Annotated in this window: 22 protein-coding genes and 5 pseudogenes; 8 read left to right on the top strand and 19 right to left on the bottom strand. The window is 68.8% G+C overall.

Annotated elements, in window-relative coordinates:
• Positions 1 to 11: 11 nt before the first annotated feature.
• Both rimM and rpsP read right to left on the bottom strand, forming a co-directional pair.
• Positions 12 to 565 (bottom strand): annotated as a pseudogene (rimM, locus tag H0I39_RS17680) (ribosome maturation factor RimM).
• 145 nt (positions 566 to 710) lie between these two features.
• Positions 711 to 971, bottom strand: coding sequence for a 30S ribosomal protein S16 (rpsP, locus tag H0I39_RS17675; protein ID WP_180551352.1), 261 nt, complete (start codon positions 969 to 971; stop codon positions 711 to 713).
• A 245-nt stretch (positions 972 to 1,216) separates the two neighbouring features.
• Between rpsP and H0I39_RS17670 the strand changes: the two genes are divergently transcribed.
• A complete protein-coding gene (locus H0I39_RS17670) occupies positions 1,217 to 1,750 on the top strand; it encodes a GNAT family N-acetyltransferase (RefSeq protein ID WP_180551351.1) in 534 nt (177 codons plus the stop codon).
• Entirely contained in the window at positions 1,747 to 2,202 is a 456-nt protein-coding gene (locus H0I39_RS17665; protein ID WP_180551350.1) for a TM2 domain-containing protein, read from the top strand. The genes H0I39_RS17670 and H0I39_RS17665 overlap by 4 nt, the downstream gene beginning before the upstream one ends.
• Positions 2,203 to 2,393: 191 nt before the next feature.
• Here the strand turns inward: H0I39_RS17665 and H0I39_RS17660 are convergent, their stop codons facing one another.
• From H0I39_RS17660 to hda, 7 genes and pseudogenes are all read right to left on the bottom strand, one after another.
• Positions 2,394 to 3,404 (bottom strand): inorganic phosphate transporter, encoded by a 1,011-nt coding sequence (locus H0I39_RS17660; protein ID WP_180551349.1) that lies wholly within the window; start codon positions 3,402 to 3,404, stop codon positions 2,394 to 2,396.
• A 13-nt stretch (positions 3,405 to 3,417) separates the two neighbouring features.
• A pseudogene (locus tag H0I39_RS17655) lies at positions 3,418 to 4,064 on the bottom strand (DUF47 domain-containing protein).
• A 319-nt stretch (positions 4,065 to 4,383) separates the two neighbouring features.
• Positions 4,384 to 4,746: a DMT family protein gene (locus H0I39_RS17650; RefSeq protein ID WP_180551348.1), complete on the bottom strand. Its 363-nt coding sequence runs from the start codon at positions 4,744 to 4,746 to the stop codon at positions 4,384 to 4,386.
• Between the two features lie 67 nt (positions 4,747 to 4,813).
• Complete coding sequence (folK, locus tag H0I39_RS17645) at positions 4,814 to 5,305, bottom strand: 2-amino-4-hydroxy-6-hydroxymethyldihydropteridine diphosphokinase (protein WP_180551347.1); 492 nt, start codon at positions 5,303 to 5,305, stop codon at positions 4,814 to 4,816.
• Between the two features lie 15 nt (positions 5,306 to 5,320).
• On the bottom strand, positions 5,321 to 6,904 hold the full coding sequence (pcnB, locus tag H0I39_RS17640; protein WP_180551346.1) for a polynucleotide adenylyltransferase PcnB: 1,584 nt from the start codon (positions 6,902 to 6,904) through the stop codon (positions 5,321 to 5,323).
• Complete coding sequence (locus tag H0I39_RS17635; RefSeq protein ID WP_180551345.1) at positions 6,901 to 7,575, bottom strand: histidinol-phosphatase; 675 nt, start codon at positions 7,573 to 7,575, stop codon at positions 6,901 to 6,903. Before H0I39_RS17635 ends, pcnB begins: the two co-directional genes overlap by 4 nt.
• A gap of 42 nt (positions 7,576 to 7,617) precedes the next feature.
• The gene (hda, locus tag H0I39_RS17630) at positions 7,618 to 8,304 is read right to left on the bottom strand and encodes a DnaA regulatory inactivator Hda (protein WP_180551344.1); all 687 of its coding nucleotides are present in this window, start codon (positions 8,302 to 8,304) and stop codon (positions 7,618 to 7,620) included.
• A gap of 132 nt (positions 8,305 to 8,436) precedes the next feature.
• Here hda and H0I39_RS24290 point away from each other — a divergent pair, with 132 nt between their 5' ends.
• The 3 genes and pseudogenes from H0I39_RS24290 to H0I39_RS17620 all read left to right on the top strand — a co-directional run bounded on the left by H0I39_RS24290 (position 8,437) and on the right by H0I39_RS17620 (position 10,610).
• Complete coding sequence (locus H0I39_RS24290) at positions 8,437 to 9,153, top strand: phosphoribosylformylglycinamidine cyclo-ligase (RefSeq protein ID WP_373368315.1); 717 nt, start codon at positions 8,437 to 8,439, stop codon at positions 9,151 to 9,153.
• Positions 9,054 to 9,553, top strand: a pseudogene (locus H0I39_RS24285) (AIR synthase-related protein). The gene H0I39_RS24290 and the pseudogene H0I39_RS24285 overlap by 100 nt, the downstream one beginning before the upstream one ends.
• Before the next feature lie 34 nt (positions 9,554 to 9,587).
• Positions 9,588 to 10,610, top strand: a complete 1,023-nt coding sequence (locus H0I39_RS17620; RefSeq protein ID WP_257645868.1) for an AI-2E family transporter — start codon at positions 9,588 to 9,590, stop codon at positions 10,608 to 10,610.
• Between the two features lie 174 nt (positions 10,611 to 10,784).
• Here H0I39_RS17620 and H0I39_RS17615 read toward each other — a convergent pair whose 3' ends face one another.
• Both H0I39_RS17615 and murJ read right to left on the bottom strand, forming a co-directional pair.
• Positions 10,785 to 11,636, bottom strand: a complete 852-nt coding sequence (locus H0I39_RS17615; RefSeq protein ID WP_180551343.1) for a SirB1 family protein — start codon at positions 11,634 to 11,636, stop codon at positions 10,785 to 10,787.
• 67 nt (positions 11,637 to 11,703) lie between these two features.
• Positions 11,704 to 13,255: pseudogene (murJ, locus tag H0I39_RS17610) on the bottom strand (murein biosynthesis integral membrane protein MurJ).
• A gap of 133 nt (positions 13,256 to 13,388) precedes the next feature.
• On the opposite strand from murJ, the gene rpsT reads away from it, so the two are divergent.
• Positions 13,389 to 13,694 (top strand): 30S ribosomal protein S20, encoded by a 306-nt coding sequence (gene rpsT, locus H0I39_RS17605; protein WP_180551342.1) that lies wholly within the window; start codon positions 13,389 to 13,391, stop codon positions 13,692 to 13,694.
• A gap of 175 nt (positions 13,695 to 13,869) precedes the next feature.
• On the opposite strand, the gene H0I39_RS17600 is transcribed toward rpsT, so the two are convergent.
• Positions 13,870 to 14,226, bottom strand: coding sequence for a DUF3579 domain-containing protein (locus H0I39_RS17600; RefSeq protein ID WP_180551341.1), 357 nt, complete (start codon positions 14,224 to 14,226; stop codon positions 13,870 to 13,872).
• A 209-nt stretch (positions 14,227 to 14,435) separates the two neighbouring features.
• Between H0I39_RS17600 and H0I39_RS17595 the strand changes: the two are divergent.
• Together H0I39_RS17595 and argF are read left to right on the top strand one after the other, a co-directional pair.
• Positions 14,436 to 15,631: pseudogene (locus H0I39_RS17595) on the top strand (aspartate aminotransferase family protein).
• Between the two features lie 7 nt (positions 15,632 to 15,638).
• On the top strand, positions 15,639 to 16,571 hold the full coding sequence (gene argF / locus H0I39_RS17590; RefSeq protein WP_180551340.1) for an ornithine carbamoyltransferase: 933 nt from the start codon (positions 15,639 to 15,641) through the stop codon (positions 16,569 to 16,571).
• A 180-nt stretch (positions 16,572 to 16,751) separates the two neighbouring features.
• Here argF and H0I39_RS17585 read toward each other — a convergent pair whose 3' ends face one another.
• From H0I39_RS17585 to H0I39_RS17555, 7 genes are read right to left on the bottom strand one after another with little or no spacing between them, the layout of a single operon-like run.
• Positions 16,752 to 17,426: a hypothetical protein gene (locus tag H0I39_RS17585; protein WP_180551339.1), complete on the bottom strand. Its 675-nt coding sequence runs from the start codon at positions 17,424 to 17,426 to the stop codon at positions 16,752 to 16,754.
• Positions 17,426 to 17,971, bottom strand: a complete 546-nt coding sequence (locus H0I39_RS17580) for a GTP-binding protein (protein ID WP_180551338.1) — start codon at positions 17,969 to 17,971, stop codon at positions 17,426 to 17,428. The genes H0I39_RS17585 and H0I39_RS17580 overlap by 1 nt, the downstream gene beginning before the upstream one ends.
• A 12-nt stretch (positions 17,972 to 17,983) precedes the next feature.
• Positions 17,984 to 18,598: a hypothetical protein gene (locus H0I39_RS17575; protein ID WP_180551337.1), complete on the bottom strand. Its 615-nt coding sequence runs from the start codon at positions 18,596 to 18,598 to the stop codon at positions 17,984 to 17,986.
• A 37-nt stretch (positions 18,599 to 18,635) separates the two neighbouring features.
• Positions 18,636 to 19,508: a hypothetical protein gene (locus H0I39_RS17570; protein ID WP_180551336.1), complete on the bottom strand. Its 873-nt coding sequence runs from the start codon at positions 19,506 to 19,508 to the stop codon at positions 18,636 to 18,638.
• Positions 19,505 to 20,092: a hypothetical protein gene (locus H0I39_RS17565; RefSeq protein WP_180551335.1), complete on the bottom strand. Its 588-nt coding sequence runs from the start codon at positions 20,090 to 20,092 to the stop codon at positions 19,505 to 19,507. The genes H0I39_RS17570 and H0I39_RS17565 overlap by 4 nt, the downstream gene beginning before the upstream one ends.
• Positions 20,092 to 20,841 carry a phosphate/phosphite/phosphonate ABC transporter substrate-binding protein gene (locus H0I39_RS17560; protein ID WP_180551334.1) on the bottom strand — a complete coding sequence of 250 codons (750 nt, stop codon included), beginning with the start codon at positions 20,839 to 20,841 and terminating at the stop codon, positions 20,092 to 20,094. The genes H0I39_RS17565 and H0I39_RS17560 overlap by 1 nt, the downstream gene beginning before the upstream one ends.
• On the bottom strand, positions 20,841 to 21,317 hold the full coding sequence (locus tag H0I39_RS17555) for a PAS domain-containing protein (RefSeq protein WP_180551333.1): 477 nt from the start codon (positions 21,315 to 21,317) through the stop codon (positions 20,841 to 20,843). The genes H0I39_RS17560 and H0I39_RS17555 overlap by 1 nt, the downstream gene beginning before the upstream one ends.
• Between the last annotated feature and the right edge of the window lies 1 nt (position 21,318).

Raw genomic sequence — 21,318 nt, 5'->3', positions numbered from 1 at the left:
CTGCGCCCGCGTCAGTAGTCGGGCTGCCAATCCACCGTGATGCGCCTGGCCGCCAGGTCCACATCGTCAACGTAGGCGTCGACGAACGGAATCATGCGTTCCTGCGGCTTGCCGCCTTCTTCATGGCCGATCACCAGCACCTGCTGCGGGCCGGTGGCCATCAGGTCGGTCACCGTGCCCAGCGCCACGCCCTCGCGGTTGACGACCGCCAGGCCGATCAGGTCGACCCAGTAGTACTCGCCCTCTTCCGGCGTGGGAAAGGACGAACGGGCGATGAAGATGCGCGCGCCCTTCAGGCCTTCGGCGGCGGTGCGGTCGGGGATGTCCTGCGCGCTGGCGACCACCGTGTCGGCGTGGTCCCGGGCTTGCTTGATCTTGAGCAGCACCGTACCGTCGAACGAGTTCTTGGCACCGCGTTCGGCAGGCTGCAGGAACCAGCGCTTGGAAGAAAAAGCGCCTCGGGCGAGGCGCTGTAGGGCAGGATCTTGAACCAGCCCTTGATGCCCCAGGCGTCCAGCACGCGGCCGACTTCGACCGCGTCCGCCGGCAGCTCCGCCGGCTCCAAAAGGGGTTCGTCATATGTTTCGGCTGAGTCGCTTCACCGTGGAAGACTGGATTCTGCCGTACCGACGGCCGCGGAGCAGGCCATCCGGGGCCGCCGCGGAGCGGCTTGGCCCGGCCGCTGGCGGCAGTCCCCTCACGGGGGCGGTTTAGGCCGTGGCGGGCGCGGCCTTGGCGGCCTGCTTGACCAGGCGCTGCACGGTGGGCGACGGCTGGGCGCCCACGCTGAGCCAGTGGTTCAGGCGGTCCTGGGCGATGCGCAGGCCTTCGGCGGCGCCGGTGGCGGTGGGGTTGTAGAAGCCGATGCGCTCGATGAAGCGGCCATCGCGGCGCACGCGCTTGTCGGCAACGACGATGTTGAAGAAGGGACGGGCCTTGGCGCCGCCGCGCGAAAGACGAATAACGACCATGATGTGTTCGAATCCTGTGGGTGGTGACGCGGTGCCGATGTTGAAGACTGCCGGCACCTGGGTTCTTCCGATGTTGAGACACGCGACATGGCCACCCGGCCAGCGACACATCGAAAAGCCTATGATTATAGCTTGGCTGCACGGCTGCAACGCCCTCCCAGGGCGCTGCAGGCCGCCGCAGCCGTTGCTTTTCCGCCCCGTGGCGCCGTTTCGGGCGCCGCAGGACTGCACTTGCCACCGCTCACATGCCCCTGATCCGCCCCAGCCGCGATGCCGACGTGGCCGCCATCACCGCCCTCTACGCCCACCACGTGCTGCACGGCACCGGCACCTTCGAGACCGAGCCGCCCACCGAGGCCGACGTGGCCCAGCGCCGCCGCGACGTGCTGGCGCGCGGCCTGCCCTGGCTGGTGGCCGAGGAAGCCGGCCGCGTGGTCGGCCTGGCCTACTGCAACTGGTTCAAGCCGCGCGCGGCCTACCGCTTCTCGGCCGAGGATTCGATCTACCTGCACCCTGATGTGCAGCGCCGCGGCCTGGGCCGCGCCCTGCTGGCCGAGCTGGCGCGCCAGGCCGAAAGCGCCGGCGTGCGCAAGCTGATCGCCGTCATCGGCGACTCGGCCAACGCGGGCTCCATCGGCCTGCACCGCAGCCTGGGCTTCAGCCAAGTCGGCACCATTGCCGCCTGCGGCTGGAAGTTCGGCCGCTGGCTGGACATCGTGCTGATGGAAAAACCGCTTGGCCCCGGCGCCACCACCCCACCCGAGGACACCGCTGCATGACGCGCCCCAAGAACAAGACCCTGGCCACCTGGCTCACCTTCCTCGGCGGGCCGCTGGGCCTGCACCGCTTCTACCTGAAGGGCTTCGGCGACCTGCTGGGCTGGATGCTGCCGATTCCGACCGCGCTGGGCCTGTACGGCGTCGAGCGCGTGCAGCGCTTCGGCCAGGACGACCAGTGGAGCTGGCTGCTGATTCCGATGCTGGGCTTCACCATCGCCGCCTGCGCGCTGATGGCCATCATCTACGGCCTGATGACGCCCGAGAAGTGGAACGCCCGCTTCAACCCGCAGCTCGACCCCGAGGCCGCGCCGGGCCAGACCAATTGGTTCACCGTGATCGGCATGTCCGTGTCGCTGCTGGTGGGCACGGCGGTGCTGATGGCCTCGCTGGCGTTCAGCTTCCAGCGCTACTTCGAATACCAGATCGAGGAAGGGCGCAAGATGTCGCAGTAGCGCGTCGGGCGCCGAGCGCCGCCGGAAGGCGGGCCTGGATGACAGGGGGACTTCGGGAATTTTCTTGTTGATGAAAAAGGCGTTTGCGCCCAAGCACCGGGCGCAAGCAGCTACTTTTCTTGATACTTCCATCCGGCGCCAAATGGCTATCGCCTGATTCGCCTGATAAACAGCCGCGCCCCGCGCGCCACTCAGAACAGCACCAGGCTGACCCAGTACCCCAGCGCCGCCACCAGCGCACTGGCCGGAATGGTCAGAATCCACGCCCACACGATGTTGCCCGCCACGCCCCAGCGCACGGCCGAGGCGCGCTGGGTGGAGCCCACGCCGACGATGGCGCCGGTGATGGTGTGCGTGGTCGACACCGGAATGCCCAGCCCGGTGGCGATGAACAGCGTCAGCGCCCCGCCCGTCTCGGCGCAGAAGCCGCCCACGGGTTTCAGCTTGGTGATCTTCTGCCCCATGGTCTTGACGATGCGCCAGCCGCCGAACATGGTGCCCACGGCAATCGCCACGTAGCAGCTCACGATCACCCACAGCGGCGGCGCGGCGTCGCTGGCGGCGGTGTAGCCGGTGGCGATCAGCAGCATCCAGATGATGCCGATGGTCTTCTGCGCGTCGTTGCCGCCGTGGCCCAGGCTGTAGGCGCCGGCACTCACCAGCTGCAGGCGGCGGAACCACTTGTCCACCCGCCCCGGCCGCGTGCGCCGAAACAGCCACGCCACCGCCACCATCATCAGCGAGCCGAGCAGATAGCCCAGAAAGGGCGACACGAAGATGAAGGCCACCGTCTTGACGATGCCGCTGGCGATGAGCTGCCCCACGCCGGCCTTGGCGATCACCGCGCCCACGATGCCGCCGATGAGCGCGTGCGACGAGCTGCTGGGAATGCCGTAGTACCAGGTGAGCAGGTTCCAGCTGATGGCGCCCACCAGCGCGCCGAACACCACGTGCGTGTCCACCACGCCCGGCTGCACGATGCCCTTGCCCACCGTGGCCGCCACGCTGAGGTGGAAGATGAAGATGGCGATGAAGTTGAAGAACGCGGCGAACACCACCGCGTGCACCGGCCGCAGCACCCCGGTGGAGACAACGGTGGCGATCGAGTTGGCAGCGTCGTGAAAGCCGTTCATGAAGTCGAACGCGATCGCCAGCACGACCAGCATCACCACGATCCAGAGGGCGGCTTGTGCGGTTTCCATGGCCCCGCCCTCCTCAGGAGTTCTCGAGCACGATGCCTTCGATCTGCGTGGCCACGGCCTCGCACTTGTCGGTCACGGTCTCCAGCAGCTCGTAGATGGCGCGCAGCTTGATCAGCTCGCGCACGTCCTCTTCCTCGCGGAACAGCTTGCTCATGGCGCTGCGCATCACGCGGTCGGCGTCGGATTCGAGCTGATCGATCTCGTCGCAGGTCTTCAGCGTGGCCTCGGCCACGTTCTGCTCGGTCACCTTGCCCAGCAGGCGCACCGCCGCCTGCACGCGCTGGCAGCACTTCACAGCCAGGTCGGTCAGGCGCTTGATCTCGTCCGTCAGGTGGTCGATGTCGTACAGCGCCATGGTCTCGGCCGCGTCCTGCAACAGGTCGGCCACGTCGTCCATCAGGTTGATCAGGCCGTGGATCTGCTCGCGGTCGATGGGCGTGATGAAGGTGGTGTGGATGAGGCGGTTGACCTCGGCCGTCACGCGGTCGGCGGCGCGCTCGGCGTCGTCGACTTCCTGGTTGTGCCGGGCGCGCGCGGGCACGTCGGCGTAGTTGTCCACCAGCCGCTCGAAGGCCACCGCGGCCTCGACGATGCGGTCGGCGTGCTGGTTGAACAGCTCAAAAAATTGCCCTCCTTGGGCAACAGTTTGCTGAACAGCATGCGGCGGAACTCCCTCTCGGTGAATGGCTGACGTCAGAAATATGAATACTTCATGACATTCATCTGAGTGTAACCATCGGCACTTGTCGCGCCACTGACGCGTTGCGCCTCAGCCACTGCGGCAGATGCCGTCGCCGGCACCGGCGGCACCGGCACAGCCGCAGAACATTTCTTGCATACTCCCTATATGCAATCCGCTGGCGCTTATATTTCGGTCGCTAGAGGCAGATACTCCCTATCACCCAAACCAGCGGGCAAGCAGATTGCCCACTCGCCAAGCCCGCTGCCGGCCACGCCGGGCCGAGCGCCGGCCCCCACATCAAGGCGCGCGAAAGATGAAATACACCGCACCCACCATGCACAGTGCGGCCCACAGGTAGTCCAGTTTCAGCGGCTCCTTGAGGTAGATCAACGCGAACGGCACGAACACCGCGAGCGTGATCACCTCCTGCATGATCTTGAGCTGCCCGACGCTGAACTGCTGGTGCCCGATGCGGTTGGCCGGCACCTGCAGCAGGTACTCGAACAGCGCGATGCCCCAGCTGATGAGGGCCGCCACGTACCACGGCGCCGTGGCCAGGTTCTTCAGATGCCCGTACCAGGCGAAGGTCATGAACACGTTGCTGAGCGTGAGCAGCAGCACGGTCTGCAGCGGGATGGGCAGGTTCTGGAGAAAGGTCATGGTGGCGGCTCCAGCGCGGGAATGACGGCGCCGCACTGTAGCCGCAAGCGCGGCCGGGTCAGCCCGGTCAGCTGCCGTTTCTATTGTCCAGGCGCTGCAGCCGCTGGTTGGCGACCGCCGCCAGCGCTTCGGCCGGCACATGCTGCGGAGCGATCTCGGCCAGCGGCCGCAGCACGAAGGCCCGCCCCATCATGCGCGGATGCGGCACGGTGAGGCGCGGGCTGTCGATGCGCGCGTCGCCGTACAGCAGCAGGTCCAGATCCAGCGTGCGCGGCGCATGGTGGTACGGGCGTTCGCGGCCGGCGGCCTGCTCCAGTTGTTGCAGCGCGGCCAGCAGTTCGGGTGCCGGCAATCGGGTGCAGACCTGCACCACGGCGTTGACGTAGTCCGGCCCGCTGGCGTCGACCGGCGCGCTGCGGTACAGGCCTGAGCGGGCCGTCACCTGGGTTGCGCGCACTTGATCCAGCGCGTCCATGGCCCCAAGGACGGCCGCCCGTGCATCGCCCAGGTTGGCGCCCAGCGCCACGTAGGCGGTGACGGGCGCGCGCGCGGCGGGCATGGCGGCGGTGGCCGGTCAATCGCTGCTGTCGGGCGCCGGTGCCGACGCGCCGCCGCCCGCGCCCGAGGGCTTGCGGCGACGCCGGCGGCGCTTCTTTGCGGGTGCCGCCGGTTCAGTGCCCAACTGGTCTTCAGCGCCCTCGCCATCTGCGCCAGCAGCTTCTGTTTTGGGAGCATCCAGCGCCCCCTTGGGCACGCGGTGCACGCGCGGCTGCTGCTTCTTGGCACGCTGCTGCTCGGCGCGCAACTCGCGCACCAGGCTTTCGCGCTCGCCGTCGTCGGCCAGGCTGAAGGCCTGCCACCAGTCGGCCAGCATCTCGTCGATCTCGCCCACGTCGGCGCGCAGACGCAGGAAGTCGAAGCCGGCGCGAAAGCGCGGCTGCTCGACCATGCTGAACGGCGTGTTGCCGCTGCGCTTTTCAAAGCGCGGCTGCATCATCCAGATCTCGCGCATGTCGGCGCCCAGCTTGCCGCGGCCCGACACATCGCCCACGCGGGCGTTGAAGACTTCGTCGATGGCGTCCTGCAGCGCCGGGAACGGGTGTTCGCCCTTCTCCAGCCGCGCATTCCAGCCGTCGCGCACGTCCTGCCACAGCACGCAGGCCAGCAGAAACGACGGCGCCACCGGCTTGCCCTCGCCCACGCGGCGGTCGGTGTCGAGCAGCGCGGCTTTCACGAAGGCGTGGTCGGCGCGCTCCACCACCAGGTCGAGCAGCGGGTAGATGCCCGTGGCCAGCCCCAGCGCGCGCAGTTGGTCGACGCTGGCCACGGCGTGGCCGGTCTGCAGCAGCTTGAGCATTTCGTCGAACAGGCGGCTTTGCGGCACCTCGGCCAGCAGCGCGCGGGCCTCGACCAGCGGCCGGGCGGTCTTGGGCTCCAGCTTGAAGCCCAGCGCCGACAGCTTGGCGCCGAAGCGCACGGCGCGGATGATGCGCACCGGGTCTTCGCGGTAGCGCGTGGCGGCGTCGCCGATCATGCGCAGGCGCTTCTTGTGCGCGTCCTGCAGGCCATTGTGGTAGTCGACCACGACGCGCGATTCCGGGTCGTAGTACATGGCGTTGACGCTGAAGTCGCGCCGCGCGGCGTCTTCCTCCTGCGAGCCCCAGACGTTGTCGCGCAGCACGCGGCCGCTGGCATCCACGGCGTGCTTCATGCCCGCCAGCTGGCCCTTGGCGCTGCGCTCGTTGCCGAACACGGCCTCGGCGGTGGCGTTGTCCATGTAGGCGCGGAAGGTGGAGACCTCGATCACCTCGTGCTCGCGCCCGCGCCCGAACACCACGTGCACGATGCGAAAGCGCCGGCCGATGATGAAGGCGCGGCGGAACAGCCCCTTGACCTGCTCGGGCGTGGCATTGGTGGCGACGTCGAAGTCCTTGGGCTTCAGCCCCAGCAGCAAGTCGCGCACGGCGCCGCCGACGATGTAGGCCTCGTAGCCCGCTTCCTTGAGCGTGCGCACCACGTTGGCGGCGCGCTCGTCGACCAGCGCGGGGTTGATGCCGTGGCCGTCGGGGCCGATCTCGGCCCGCTTGCCGAAGCGCTTGCGGCCATTGCCGTTGCCGGTGGCCTTGTCGATCAGCTTGCCGATGAATTTCTTGATCATTGTTGTTGTTCGAAAAGGTCAAGGATGCGCCAGCCGCGCTGCTGCGCGACGGCGCGCAGGTGCGCGTCGGGGTTGGTGGCCACGGGAATGTGCGCCTTCTCCAGCAGCGGCAGGTCGTTGCGCGAGTCGGAATAGAACGTGATCTCGACATCGCCGAAGCTGCGCCCGCGCGCGGCCAGCCATTCGGCCACGCGCGTCACCTTGCCTTCGCGGAAGGATGGCGTGCCGGCGATCTCGCCCGTGTACCAGCCGCCGGGGCCGCGCGCCAGGTTTACGGCGATCAGCTCGTCGATGCCGAAGCTGTGCGCGATGGGCCGGGTGACGAACTCGTTGGTGGCGGTGACGATGGCCAATTGGTCGCCCGCCTGGCGGTGCTGCTCGACCAGGGCGCGCGCCTCGGGCCGGATGGCGGGCGCGATCACTTCGCGCATGAAGCGCGCATGCGCCTGCGCCGACGCGCTGGCGCCGTGGCGGCGCACCGGCTCGGTGGTGAAGCGGATGTAGTCGTGGATGTCCAGCGTGCCGGCCTTGTACTGCTCGTAGAAGGCGTCGTTGCGGCGCTTGAACTCGCCCGCGTCGGCCCAGCCGATGCGGGTGGCGAACTCGCCCCAGGCGTGATCCGAGTCGATGGGGATCAGCGTGTGGTCAAGGTCGAAGAGGGCCAGTTTCATGGTCAAATCGGGCTCCAGCGCCCGTGCATATTGCGCAAACAGCTACTCATTATGTAGCATCGACTTGATCAGCGGAATCGTGATCGCGCGCTGCGTCTCCAGCGCATAGCGGTCCAGGTGGTCCAGCAACTGCATCAGGCTGCCCAGATCGCGCGAGAAACGCCCCAGCACGAAGTTCATCACCTCGTCCGACAGGAACACGCCGCGCGCGTCGGCGGCGCGGCGCAGCACGGCGCGCATCTCGGTTTCGGGCAGCACCTGCAGCTCGAACACATGGCCCCAGCCCAGCCGCGTGCGCAGGTCCTCGCGCAACGGCAGGTCGGCCGGCGGCAACTCGCCCGCCGCCAGCACGGCGCGCGGCCGGCCGCTGGCGGGCGCCACGGCGTTGACGAACCAGTTGAACGCGGTGTGCTGCAGCTCGGCGCCGTACAGGTGCACGTCGTCCAGCAGCACGGCGTCCCACTGCTCGCTGAAGGCGCCACGCTGCGGCGCATCGGCGTCCAGCCAGCCCACCGCAGCGCCCTGCGCCAGCAGCGCCTGGCGCGCGGCGCGCAGCAGGTGCGTCTTGCCCGCGCCGGGCGGGCCCCACAGGTAGGTCGGCACGGGCGAGCGCGTGGCGCTTTCGCTCCACAGCCGCAGGTGCTGCACGGCCTGCGCGTTGCGCCCGGCCAGAAAGCCGTCCAGCGTGGGCTCGGGCGCCAGGCCGATGTCCAGGGCAATTTGTTTCACGCGCTTCCTGACACCACAGCCGTGGCCCACACGGGTCTGGCCAGCACAGCGGGCTCGAGGCCTGCGCAACGCGATGAAAAAGGGAAACAAGGGGAATGCTGCGCCTAGAATCAAGGCCTCGATTTTAAGCCGGTGCCCCATGGGGGCGCCGTTTGCACCTTTCTGCCGCGCGTCCATGAGTTCTTCCGCCTCCCCCACCACCCCCTGAGCTACAAGGACGCCGGCGTCGACATCGACGCGGGCGACGCGCTGGTCGAGCGCATCAAGCCGCTGGCCAAGAAGACGATGCGCGAGGGCGTGCTGTCGGGCCTGGGCGGCTTTGGCGCCCTGTTCGAAATCCCCAAGAAATACAAGGAGCCGGTGCTGGTCAGCGGCACCGACGGCGTGGGCACCAAGCTGCGCCTGGCCTTCGAGTGGAACATGCACGACACCGTTGGCATCGACCTGGTGGCCATGAGCGTGAACGACGTGCTGGTGCAGGGCGCCGAGCCGCTGTTCTTCCTCGACTACTTCGCCTGCGGCAAGCTGGATGTGGACACCGCCGCCGCCGTGGTGGGCGGCATCGCCCGCGGCTGCGAGCTGGCCGGCTGCGCGCTGATCGGCGGCGAGACGGCCGAGATGCCCGGCATGTACCCGCCGGGCGAGTACGACCTGGCGGGTTTTGCGTCGGCGCGGTCGAGAAGTCGAAGATCCTCACCGGGCGCGATGTGGCCGAAGGCGACGTGGTGCTGGGCCTGGCATCGAGCGGCGTGCACAGCAACGGCTTCAGCCTGGTGCGCAAGTGCATCGAGCGCGCCGGCAACGCCCTGCCCGCCACGCTGGACGGCCAGCCGTTCCGCCAGGCGGTGATGCAGCCCACCCGCATCTACGTGAAGAACGTGCTGGCCGCGCTGCAGCAGCACCCGCATTCGGCGGATGCCGCCTCGCCGGGCGGCATCAAGGCGCTGGCCCACATCACCGGCGGCGGCCTGCTGGAGAACATCCCCGCGTGCTGCCCGACGGCCTGGCCGCGCACCTGCGCAAGAGCAGCTGGCCGCAGAGCGAGCTGTTCGCCTGGCTGCAGCAGACCGCCGGTATCGACGACACCGAGATGAACCGCACCTTCAACAACGGCATCGGCATGGTGGTGGTCATCGCCGCCAGCGAGGCCGAAGCCTGCGCCGCCACCCTGCGCGCGGCGGGCGAGCAGGTGTTCGAGATCGGCCGCATCGCCCCGCGCGGCACGGGCGCCGCCGTGACCGTGGCCTGAAGCGGCCCGACCGAACCCCTCTGCCCACGCGACCTTGCCCTCCGCCCGCTCCGAGTTCCGCGAAGCCGCCGCCACGGTGGCCAGCCATGTGCTGATCGTGGCCACGCTGCTGCTGGTGATGTGGCAGGGCCTGCTGCCGGGCCTGCTGTGCGTGTGCCTGGGCTTTCTGGCCACGCGCTGGCTCAGCCCGCGGCTGGGGCTGCTCACGCGCTCGGCCGATCGCCAGGCGCCGCAGCTGGCGGCCACGCTGGTGGCGCTGGTGCCGGTGGTGCTGATCGCCTTCATGGTGCCGCGCGCACGCGGCGTGGTGCTGGATGCGCCCGAGACCTACCGCGAGCTGCTGGGCTTTCTGGCCCGCACCGTGATGGAGCTGAGCGACAAGCTACCGCCCGACATCGCCGCCCAGCTGCCGCGCGGCGCCGAGGACGTGCAGCGCGCCATCGCCACCTACCTGGCCAGCAAGGCCGGCACGCTGGCCACCACCGGGCGCGCCTGGCTGTCGGGCCTGCTGTTCGCCTTCGTCGGGCTGCTGATCGGCGCGCTGGCGGCGGCGCGGCCCTCGGTGATCCTGCTCAAACCGCTGGCGGCGCAGCTGCACCAGCGCCTCACGCGCTTTGGCGAGACCTTCCGCCAGATCGTGGTGGCGCAGTTCTTCATCGCGCTGTTCAACACGCTGCTCACCGCCATCTTCCTGCTCGCCATCCTGCCCATGTGGGGCTATCGGCTGCCCTACAGCTGGGCGCTGATCCTGCTCACCTTCGCGGCCGGGCTGATCCCGATCGTCGGCAACCTGATCTGCAACGCGGTGCTGACGCTGGTCGGCCTGTCGGTGTCGCCGCTGGTGGCACTGGCCTGCCTGGTGTTTTTGATCGCCATCCACAAGGCGGAATACTTCATCAACGCCAAGGTGATCGGCCACCGCACGCACATGGGCGTGTGGGAGCTGCTGTCGGTGATGCTCCTGATGGAAGCCATCTTCGGCCCCGCCGGGCTGGTAGCGGCGCCGCTGTTCTACGCCTACGCCAAGAAGGAGCTGGAGGCGGCGGGCTGGGTGTAGGCGACGGCGGGCGCTGAGGCGCTCAAGGACCCGCGGGCACGGGCTGGCCTTCAGGCTGCGGCCATATACTCCCCATCATCCTGCCCGCCAGCACCCGCCAGACGGGTGCTGGCGATGCATACTCCCTATTTTTGCCAAGCCCACCGCTGCGGCAAGCTGCGCCACGCAGCGCCCTCACGACATCGAGCGCCCCAGCTCTGCCAGCCGGTCCGCCATCGCCTCGCGGTCGCTGGTGTCGCCCGCTTCCTGCAGGTACAGCGACAGATCGGCCCGCGCACGGGCGCGCTCGCCCAGCTCGGCCAGGGCCAGGCCGCGGTCGCGGTATTCGGTCCACGCATCGGGCAGCAGCGCGATGAGCCGGTCCTGCACCGGCACGAAGCGCTGCCAGTCCTCCTGCGTGCGGTGGATGTCCTGCAGGTTGCGCAGAATGCGCGCGAGGATCTGGCGCGGGCTGGTGGGCCGCAGGTACAGCGCCAGCGGCAGGTCGCTGCTGGGGGTGTAGGGCAGCTGCGGGTGGAACTCCTCGATGCGCTCGCGCAACTCGCCCCGGCCGAGCGACTGGCCGGTGAACGGATCGATCACCACCCGCCCCTCGTCCAGCGTCACCTGCACCAGAAAGTGGCCGGGAAAGCCGATGCCCTGCACGTTCAGGCCCAGGCCCTGCGCCAGTTCCAGCCACAGCACCGCCAGCGAGATGGGGATCCCACGGCGCGTGTGCAGCACGCGGTGCAGGTAGCTGTTGTCGGGGTTGTAGTAGTCGTTGACGTTGCCGCCGAAACCCAGGTCGGCAAAGAACAGCTGGTTGAGCGCCCGCAGCCGGTCCACGGCGCCGGCGCCCTCGGCCACGCGGCGCGCCAGCCGCGCGGCCAGGTGGTCGACGTCGCTCAGCACCTGCTGCACGTCGAGCTCGGGGTATTCGTCCTGCGCCAGGCTGGCGGCGGCCTCCAGCAGCGGCAGGTGCTCGTCGCTGCGCACCAGGGTGGTGAAGTACTGCAGCGGTGTGGGGGTGGAGAAGTCGAACTTCATGAGCGGTTTTTAGGCCGGCGCGCCGGCGCCGTCAATCGGGGGCCACCATTCGGGGGAACCCGCGGGTTCAACGCCGCAGCAGCGCCCGCAGCTGGACGCCCGACAGCAGCAGCGCCCCGAAGTAGATCACCGCCGCCGCCACGATCATGGCCGCCAGCAGGCCGGCGCGCGGCAGCGCCGCGGTGCCCAGCCAGTCGAAACTGCGCGTGGCCCAGACCAGGAACCCGCTCATCAGCAGCGTGGCGCCCAGCACCTGCGCGCCGAACACCGACCAGCCGCGCTGCGCCGGTAGCTGCCGCGGCGGATCAGCCCGATCAGCAGCCACGAGGCGTTGATCATGGCCCCCAGCGCGATCGACAGCGTGAGCGCCGCGTGCTGCAGCAGCGGCACCAGGATCAGGTTGAAGCACTGCGTGATGACCAGCACCGCAATGGCGATCTTGACCGGCGTGCGGATGTCCAGGCTGGCGTAATAGCCCGGCGCCAGCACCTTCACCGCCACCAGCCCCAGCAGGCCCACGCCGTAGCCCATCAGCGCCAGCGCCACGCGCTGCACGTCGCCGGCGTCGAAACGGCCGTGGTGGAACAGCGTGGCGATCAGCGGCGTGGCAAACGCCAGCAGCGCCGCGGCGCACGGCAGCGCCAGCAGCACCACCAGGCGCAGGCCCCAGTCCAGCATCTGTGAATAGCGCGCCTCGTCGCCGCTGGCGCGGGCGGCGGCCAACTGCGGCGTCAGCACCACGCCCAGGGCCACGCCCAGCAGCGCGGTCGGAAACTCCATCAGCCGGTCGGCGTACCACACCCAGGTCACGCTGCCCGCCGCCAGGTGCGAGGCGATCTGCGTGTTGATCAGCAGCGACAGCTGCGCCACGCCCACGCCCAGCAGCGCCGGCAGCATCAGCGTCAGCACCTGGCGCACGCCGGCATCGGCAAAGCGGCGCGCAGCCGGCCCCAGGTGAGGCCGATGCGCGGCAGCAGCCCGCGCCGGTGCAGCGCCGGAATCTGCACGCCCAGCTGCAGGATGCCGCCCAGCATCACCCCCGCCGCCATGGCGTAGATCGGCTCGATGCCCATCGAGGCGAACCAGGGCGCGCCCAGCCAGGCGGCCCCGATCATGGCCAGGTTCAGCAGCACCGGCGTGGCCGCGGGCACGGCAAAGTGCTTCCACGTGTTCAGAATGCCGGCCGAGAACGCCACCAGCGACATGCAGGCGATGTAGGGGAACATCCAGCGCGTCATCAGCACGCCGGCGTCGAAGCTCTTCGCATCCAGCCCGCTGGCCAGCGCCCAGACCAGGATCGGTGCCGCGATCACGCCCACCACGCTGGTCGCCAGCAGCACCCAGACCAGCGCCGTGGCCACGTCGTCGATCAGCAGCTTGGTGGCGGCGTCGCCATCGCGCGCCTTGGCCGAGGCCAGCACCGGCACGAAGGCCTGGCTGAATGCCCCTTCGGCAAACAGGCGCCGCAACAGGTTGGGAATGCGGAAGGCGACGTTGAAGGCGTCCGTCAGCCCGCTGACGCCGAAGGCCGACGCCATCAGCAGATCGCGCACCAGCCCCGTGATGCGCGAGACCAGGGTCAGCAGGGAAACGGTGGAGGCGGCTTTGAAAAGACTCACGAAGGGCTCACGAATGCGGCCGCCAGTGTAGTCGGGGCGGCGCCAGGCCCTGTAACCAGTGGCGCAAGGTGCCGCCAACGAGTAGAATGCTCGGTTCTGCCGACAACATCCTCAAACCTAAAGGAATACTTCAATGGCCGCTGGAAAGCCGAAGAAAAAGAACCCCCGCCTGGCATCGGGCCGCAAACGCGCCCGCCAGAACGTCAAGCTGAACGCCGCGAACACCTCGCTGCGCTCCAAATACCGCACCACCGTGAAGAACGTCGAGAAAGCCGTTCTGGCCGGTGACTTGGAGAAGGCCAAGAGCGCCTTCGCACTGATGCAATCGGTCGTCGACAGCGTCGCCGACAAGGGCATCTTCCACAAGAACAAGGCCGCTCGCGACAAGAGCCGCCTGTCGGCCAAGGTCAAGGGCCTGGCCACCCAAGCCGCCGCCTGACGGACACCTCAGGTCAGCCCGGCGGGGCGTGCAAACACCCCGCCGCCGTTTGATACGGGTGCGCTGTCGGCAAAAAGCAGAAAACCGCCTTCGGGCGGTTTTGTGGGCGATTGCTTCTGATTTGATAGCTGTCTGCGCAGACTGGACAGGCGCTAGAGGCCGATTTGGCTTGAAATCATGCAGCGCCCTGCCCTGGCGCCGAACCGGCGGGCGCATCGGGCGCATCAGGCAGCAGGCAGGCCTCGATGACCTGCAGCTCGTTGTCCTTGGCGAAGTCCATCACGAAATCCCAGGCCATGGGCTCGTGCGCCTGCAGCGCGCGGTGCACCACCACGCACTTGGCGCCGTCGAGCGTGGTGGGCACGCACCAGGGCGAATAGCTGATGTGCGCGCCCTGCCGCGCCGCCCCGCCGGGGCGGAACTGGGCCATCACGCCGGCCAGGCGCTCGGCCCAGTCGCTGGGGCGGAAGGCGCGCCCGTCGCGCGTGATGCCGCGGATGAAGACCTGATCGCTGGAGGGTGTGGACGCCATGGAGGGTTGCGCAAAGAGCGCCGCGCTGGCTTGTGGCATGTTGCGGCGCCGCAAAATTGTATCTTATATAAGACTTGAAGCCCAGCGGCACGGCATTGCTGTGATGCGAAACCGGCAAGAAACCTGCCATGCCAAGCCCCTAGAATGCCATGCCAGCGGGCCACGTGGGCCCGATTCTTTTTGCCTTCCGCGACACAAGGAGCCCTGCCGTGACCGCACACATCGAAGCCGCCTCGCCGCACACGATGAACACCTACGCCCGCCTGCCGATCGCCATGGAGCGCGGCCAGGGTTGCCGTGTGTGGGACGTCAACGGCAAGCGCTACCTGGACGGGCTGGGCGGCATCGCCGTGAACACGCTGGGCCACAACCACCCCAAGCTGGTGCCGGCCTTGCAGGAACAGATCGGTAAGATCATCCACGGCAGCAACTACTACCACGTGCCCAACGCCGAGGTGCTGGCCAAGAAGCTGACCGAGCTGGCCAACATGACCAACGTGTTCTTCTGCTGCACCGGGCTGGAGGCCAACGAGGCCGCGCTGAAGCTGGCGCGCAAGTTCGGCCACGACAAGGGCATCGACAAGCCGCAGATCGTGGTTTACGAGAAAGCCTTCCACGGCCGCAGCATCGCCACGCTCAGCGCCACCGGCAACCCCAAGATCCAGAAAGGTTTCGAGCCGCTGGTCGAGGGCTTCATCCGCGTGCCGTTGAACGACATCGAGGCGCTGAAGAAGGCCACCGAGGGCAACCCCAACGTGGTGGCCGTGTTCTTCGAGACCATCCAGGGCGAAGGCGGCATTAACCCGATGCGCGTGGAGTACCTCAGGCAGGTGCGCGAACTCTGCGACCAGAAGGACTGGCTGATGATGATCGACGAGGTGCAGTGCGGCATGGGCCGCACCGGCAAGTGGTTCGCGCACCAGTGGGCCGGCATCGTGCCCGACGTGATGCCGCTGGCCAAGGGCCTGGGCTCGGGCGTGCCGATCGGCGCCGTCGTTGCGGGGCCGAAGGCGGCCCACATCTTCCAGCCCGGCAACCACGGCACCACCTTCGGCGGCAACCCGCTGGCCATGCGCGCGGGGGTCGAGACCATCCGCATCATGGAAGAAGAGAAGCTGCTGGACAACGCCGCCAAGGTGGGCGCGCACCTGAAGGGTGCGCTGGAGAAGGCGCTGGCCGGCAACCCCGGCGTGAAGGAAGTGCGCGGCCAGGGCCTGATGCTGGGCATCGAGCTGGTAAGCCGTGCGGCGTGCTGACCGAGCGCTGCGCCGACGCGGGCCTCTTGATCAGCGTGACCGCCGACAGCGTGGTGCGCCTGGTGCCGCCGCTGATCCTGACCGCCGCCGAAGCCGACGAGATCGTGGCCATCCTGGTGCCGCTGATCGAGGCCTTCCTGAAAGAGTGAGGCGCCGATGACCGCACCGATCAAGCACTACCTGCAGTTCGCCGACTTCACCGCCGACGAGTACGCCTACCTGTTCCAGCGCGCGGCGCTGATCAAGCGCAAGTTCAAGGCCTACGAGAAGCACCACACGCTGAGCGACCGCACGCTGGCCATGGTGTTCGAGAAGGCCAGCACGCGCACGCGCGTGAGCTTCGAGGCCGGCATGTACCAGCTCGGCGGCAGCGTGGTCAACCTGACCAGTGGCGACAGCCAGCTGGGCCGCAGCGAGCCGATCGAGGACACGGCACGCGTGATCAGCCGCATGGTCGACCTCGTGATGATCCGCACCTTCGAGCAGGCGCGCATCGACCAGTTCGCCGCCCATTCGCGCGTGCCGGTCATCAACGGCCTGACCAACGAATACCACCCGTGCCAGATCCTGGCCGACATCTTCACCTACATCGAGCACCGCGGCCCGATCCAGGGCCGGGTGGTGGCCTGGATCGGCGACGGCAACAACATGGCCAACACCTGGGCGCAGGCCGCCGCGCTGCTCGGCTTCGAGCTGCGCGTGAGCACCCCGCGCGGCTACGAGGTCGACACCAACCTGGCCGCGCTGGACGGCAACGGCGGCAACAAGGGCTGGCAGAACTTTGCCGACCCGATGCGCGCCTGCGAAGGCGCCGACCTGGTGACCACCGATGTGTGGACCTCGATGGGCTACGAGGCCGAGAACGAGGCCCGCAAGAAGGCCTTTGCCGACTGGTGCGTCGACGCCGAGATGATGGTCGCCGCCAAGCCCGATGCGCTGTTCATGCACTGCCTGCCCGCGCATCGAGGCGAGGAGGTGACGGCAGAGATCATCGACGGCCCGCAATCGGTGGTGTGGGACGAGGCAGAAAATCGAATGCACGTGCAGAAGGCACTCATGGAGTACCTGCTGCTGGGCCGGCTGGCCTGACACGGTAATCGTGGGCGCGGGCTGGCCCGAGATGGACGCCGCCTCGCCGGCTTGCCGCACGCGGCCCACCCCTATACTCCCCGTATAGGCCGCCGATAGCGCCCGACAGACGGGCGCTGGCGACCGATACTCCCCATCATCAGAGTGAGATAGGCCGCGCACCGCCCACGGCAGCGGCGCTTACATCGACAGAATCTGGCTGGCGATCGACGTGGTCTCGCGCACCGCGAACTTGGTGCCCGCGGTGCGGATGCCCCAGATCAGCTCGACCAGGGCGCGGTTGTTGAGCAGCGGCTCACCGCCCAGGATCAGCCAGTAGCCGGTGCCATCCACCCAGAACAGCATCAGCGTGGTGGTGGGCAGCAGCATGTCGATGCCTTCGTGGAACGACACGGCGCGGCCGGTGCCCGTCCAGCCGCGCTGCTTCTGCCGCTTGGCGAAGTCGAAGAAATCGGCCGCCACCACGCACAGGGTTTCGGCCTCTTCCTCCGAATAGCCCACGCGCGCCAGGCAGAAGCCCTCGTCCGAGGCCAGCGCCGCCGTGCGCGTGCCGGACAGCCCGGCAATGGCATGCGGCAGGTAGTTGTCGAGCCGCACGTCGGGTGCGCGCAGCTCGCGCTGCACCTCGTGCACCCAGCCTTCGTACAGCGCGCGCGCCAGCACGGTGCGGTGCTCGGGCGCCAGTTCCAGCCAGGCGCTGCGGCGCAGCGAGGCGCCGCGCGGCATCAGGGTCTGCAGGATGGCGCTGGTCTCGTCCGGCACGCGCTCGCCGTAGGCGTGCAGCGCACCGGCGGGCGTGAGCACCAGGTACGGGTCGTCCGCGGGGGCGTCGGCGCTGACAGGGGTTTCGTTCATCACTCTTCCGCGTTGTTGAACGGATCGATGCCGTAGATCAGCGCCTTGACCAGCGTCGCCATGTGGGCGCGGCTGCGCGCGTCGGTGTCCATGGCCGTCGGCGGCAAGCCCATGGCCACCAGCTCGCGCGACACCATCTGCCGCGTCTGCCAGCCGCCCTGGTCGGAATGCGTGATGCCGACCACCAGCGAGGTGCGGTCGATGAAGTCGCGGAACTCGGTCACGTAGGTGCGCAGGTCGGCCACCGGGTCGGGCGAGTTGCCGCGCAGCATCAGCACCAGGCCGAGCGCGTTCTCGGTCAGGATGTCCCACATGAAGTCGAAGCGCTTCTGCCCCGGTGTGCCGTACAGCCGCACCTGGTCGCCGCTGGCGAGCTTCATGAGGCCGTAGTCCATCGCCACCGTGGTGGTCTTCTTGAGGGTCTTCACGTCGTCCGAGGCGTTGGCCTCGGTGCGCACCACCTCGATGTCCGACAGGGATTGGATGGCCGTGGTCTTGCCCGCCCCCACGGGGCCGGCGAACACGAGCTTGTAGATACTGGCCATGGCGTCGAAAAATTAGAACAGCTTGTCCATCAGCGATTTGAAGAAGCCGCGCCGCGCCGCCACCTCGGGCTTGCGCGCCGCCGCGGCCACCGGCGCCTGGGCCTGCGCCGCGCGCGGCGGCGCCACGGCGCCGGCCGCCACCGGCCCGCCCGGAATCACCTTGGCCAGGCCCGACACCACGCACAGCACCACGAAGCGCAGCACGTCCTGCTCGTGCTTCGGAAACGCGCGCAGCAGCTCCGAGATCGACTGCGGCATGCGGGCACAGATGGCGGCCAGCTGCACGTCCAGCGGGCCGACACCGGCCAGCATCGGAAAGTTGGGAAAGCGCCGCAGCTGGAACGTCAGGTCGCCCTGGCGCTGCAGCTTCATGTCGCGCATCACGTCGCTCACCAGCTCCCAGGTGATCACGTCCAGCGGCTTCTGCGCGCGGTGGAACTTGCCGTCGAAGCGCTGGCGCACCGTCTCCTCGACGTGGTCGGGGTCGAGCGGTTCGGCGCGGACGCTCTCCACCAGCCTGGGCGTGCGCAGCGGCTTCAGCAGGGCCGACACCGGCAGCCCGGAGGCCAGCCAGCCGGCGCGCGTGTGGGTGACGAAGGCCGCATCGGTGCCGATGCGCAGCAGCATCGGGCCGTCGTGACCAATGATTTTTCGGTCAAGCCGATCAGCGGCTGGTCGCGCAGCAGCGGAAACACCTGCAGCAGCGCCGCCAGCGCACCCTTGCCCAGTCCGACCGCGTCGGTGGCCATGCGCGTGGCCGGCGGCGCCAGGAGACGGAAGATGCTTGCGCCTTCGGCAGCGGCATCGGCGCCGAGGCACGTGCACGCATGGGTGCCGGCTCGGGAGCCGGCGTGGGTGGCGGCGCGACGGGCGCTGCCGGGCGGCGTGCCGGCGGGTTGGCCAGCACCGCCTCGGTCACGGCAGCGCGGGCCGCCGGCCGCGCGCTGACCACCGGCGCCGCCTTGCGCTTGAGCTGGTCGGCCAGTTCCATGGCGCGGCGCCAGGCCGGCACGGCCGCGGGCTCGGCTTCGGCCACCGCCGCGGGCAGCGCGGGCTCGACGTCGAGCGACACCACCGGCCGCGCCCTGCCCGGCATGGCGGCGGGCGCAGCGGCCACGGCGGCGGCCGCCGGCGGCACCATGCGTTCGGCCGCTTCCTTGACTTTCTTGATCGCGTCACGCAGGCCGGCACTGGTGTAGGGCATGCCGACCCAGCCGATGTGCTGGCCCTTGGCCAGCGGCAGCTTGGCCTCCAGCCAGCCCCCGCCGTCACCCCAGGTCAGCAGCACGGCCGGCCGGCCGGCCATCACTTCCATCAGGCGCGTGGCGTTGGCCGGCGAATACTTGCGCATGCCCAGGCCGAACAGATCCAGCACGCAGGCTTCGCAGCTGCGGGCGGCGGCGTGCTGCTCGGGGATGGCCAGCGACAGCTCGCGCTTGAGCGTGATGCAACGGTGGTCGCGCCAGTTCATGCCGATCATGATCTCGACGGCAGCGGCCTCATGATCGGTCAGGCCCATCAGGAGGATGTTCTTCATGCTTGGATCACTCCGTTCTGCAAAGCCAGCGACACGGCTTCCCATTGTGGCGACAGTGCCCGGCCTTCGCGTGTGAGCGCGCGGCGCACCAGCATGAAGCCCAGCGAATCGCCGGCGCCCTCGCAGTGCGCGAGAAAGTCCTGCTCGGCCTGCGCGTCGCCCGCCAGCAGCGCCGGCAGCGCCTCGGCGGCGATGCGGCGCGAATCGTCGACGCTGCACAGCAGCGCCCGCCGCGGCACGTCGAGCGAGGGCGCGACCAGCACGCTCCAGCGCGTGGCCCAGGCACTGGCGGCGGGCAGCTTGCGGCCGCTGGCAGCCTGCGCCTGCAGGCCCTGCAGCACGAACGGCGCCAGCCGCGGCTGAATGTCGGCACGCGCCAGCAGGGCCTGAAAGCGCGCGGCATCGGGCGCGCAGCCATGCAGCCAGTCGGCCAGGGCGCCCTGCAGCGGCTCGGCACCTTCCAGGCCCAGCGCGGCGTTCACCCGCTGCTCGTGCAGCGCCAGGTCGGCGGGCGCATTCAGCACCCGGCGACCTGCCTGGCGGAACTGCTGCCTGGCGGACAGGCCGTGCTGGGCGTTGCGCATCAATCGAGCAGCGTGTCCATCAGGTCGATCATGAACTCGGCGTCTTCCTGCGTCATCGGCTCGAAGCCGCCGGCGATGCCCAGCTCGTCCAGCACCGGCTGGCCGTCGGGCGTGCCCGTCAGGCCGACCAGCGCCTCTTTCACGCGCTCGGCGTCGGCGCCGACCTTGGCGCTGGTGAGCAGCACATGCGTGATGTCGGCCAGCTTGCTTTCCATCAGCGCCTTCAGTTGCGACTTGGTCAGCTTGGACAGCGAGTGGTAGGCCTCGGCCAGGAAGAAGCTGGCGTCGACCTCGCCCTTGATGGCCATGCGCGCGGCGGCCTGGTAGGTGTCCACCATCTGCCACTGGATGTCGGCCTCGGTCAGGTCGGCCGGCTCCAGCAGGCGCAGGCCGATCAGCTTGACGTCCTTGTTGTCGGTCAGCGCGATCTTGCAGCCGGGCTGCAGGTCTTCCACCGTGTTGGCGGCCGAGCCGGCGGCCGTGGCAATCACCATCTCGTCCGACTTGCCCACCGGCCGTGCGATGGCCTGGTAGCCGGCGTCGCGGATCATCGACGCCGCGTCGAACGGGTTGGCATACACCGCATCCACCTTGCCCTCGGCGATCAGCTGCGCCTGTTCGGCGGCCGATGCGGGCGTCAGCAGGTGCAGTTGCAGGCCGGAGCGCTTCTGCAGCAGCGTGTTCAGCATGTGCCAGCCGGCAAAGCGCTCGGGCGCGAAGTCGGGGGCAATCAGCAAATTCAAGGTCATCAGGTGCTCCCTTCGGCAGCTTTCCACTCTTTGTAGACGGCCGACAGTTCTTCGATCTTCTTGCGTGACGGCTTGCGGCGCACCGAGGTGTAGCCCACGGTCTGGCCGTTGCGGATGTTGGGCACGGCGGTGGCGTACACCCAGTAGTGCGAGCCGTCCTTGCGCAGGTTCTTCACGTAGCCGTGCCACTTCTTGCCGGCCTTCATGGTGTCCCACAGGTCCTTGAAGGCGGCGCGCGGCATGTCGGGGTGGCGCAGGATGGCGTGCGGCTGGCCGATCAGTTCCTCACGGGTGTAGCCCGAGAGTTCGATGAAGGCGTCGTTGGCGTGCGTGATGACGCCGTTGAGGTCGGTGCGCGAGATGATCAGGCGACCTTCGGGGTAGGGAATCTCGCGCTCGCTCACCTGCACCGTGCGGCTGGTGCCGTCGTGGTAGGTGTGCTGGCGCGCCTGGTCCGCATCAGCGGCGGGCTGCATC

It is taken from the genome of Ottowia beijingensis, from assembly GCF_013423955.1.
In the GTDB taxonomy this organism is placed as follows: Bacteria; Pseudomonadota; Gammaproteobacteria; order Burkholderiales; family Burkholderiaceae_C; genus Ottowia; species Ottowia beijingensis.
This window is presented reverse-complemented; position numbering and strand designations above follow the sequence as displayed.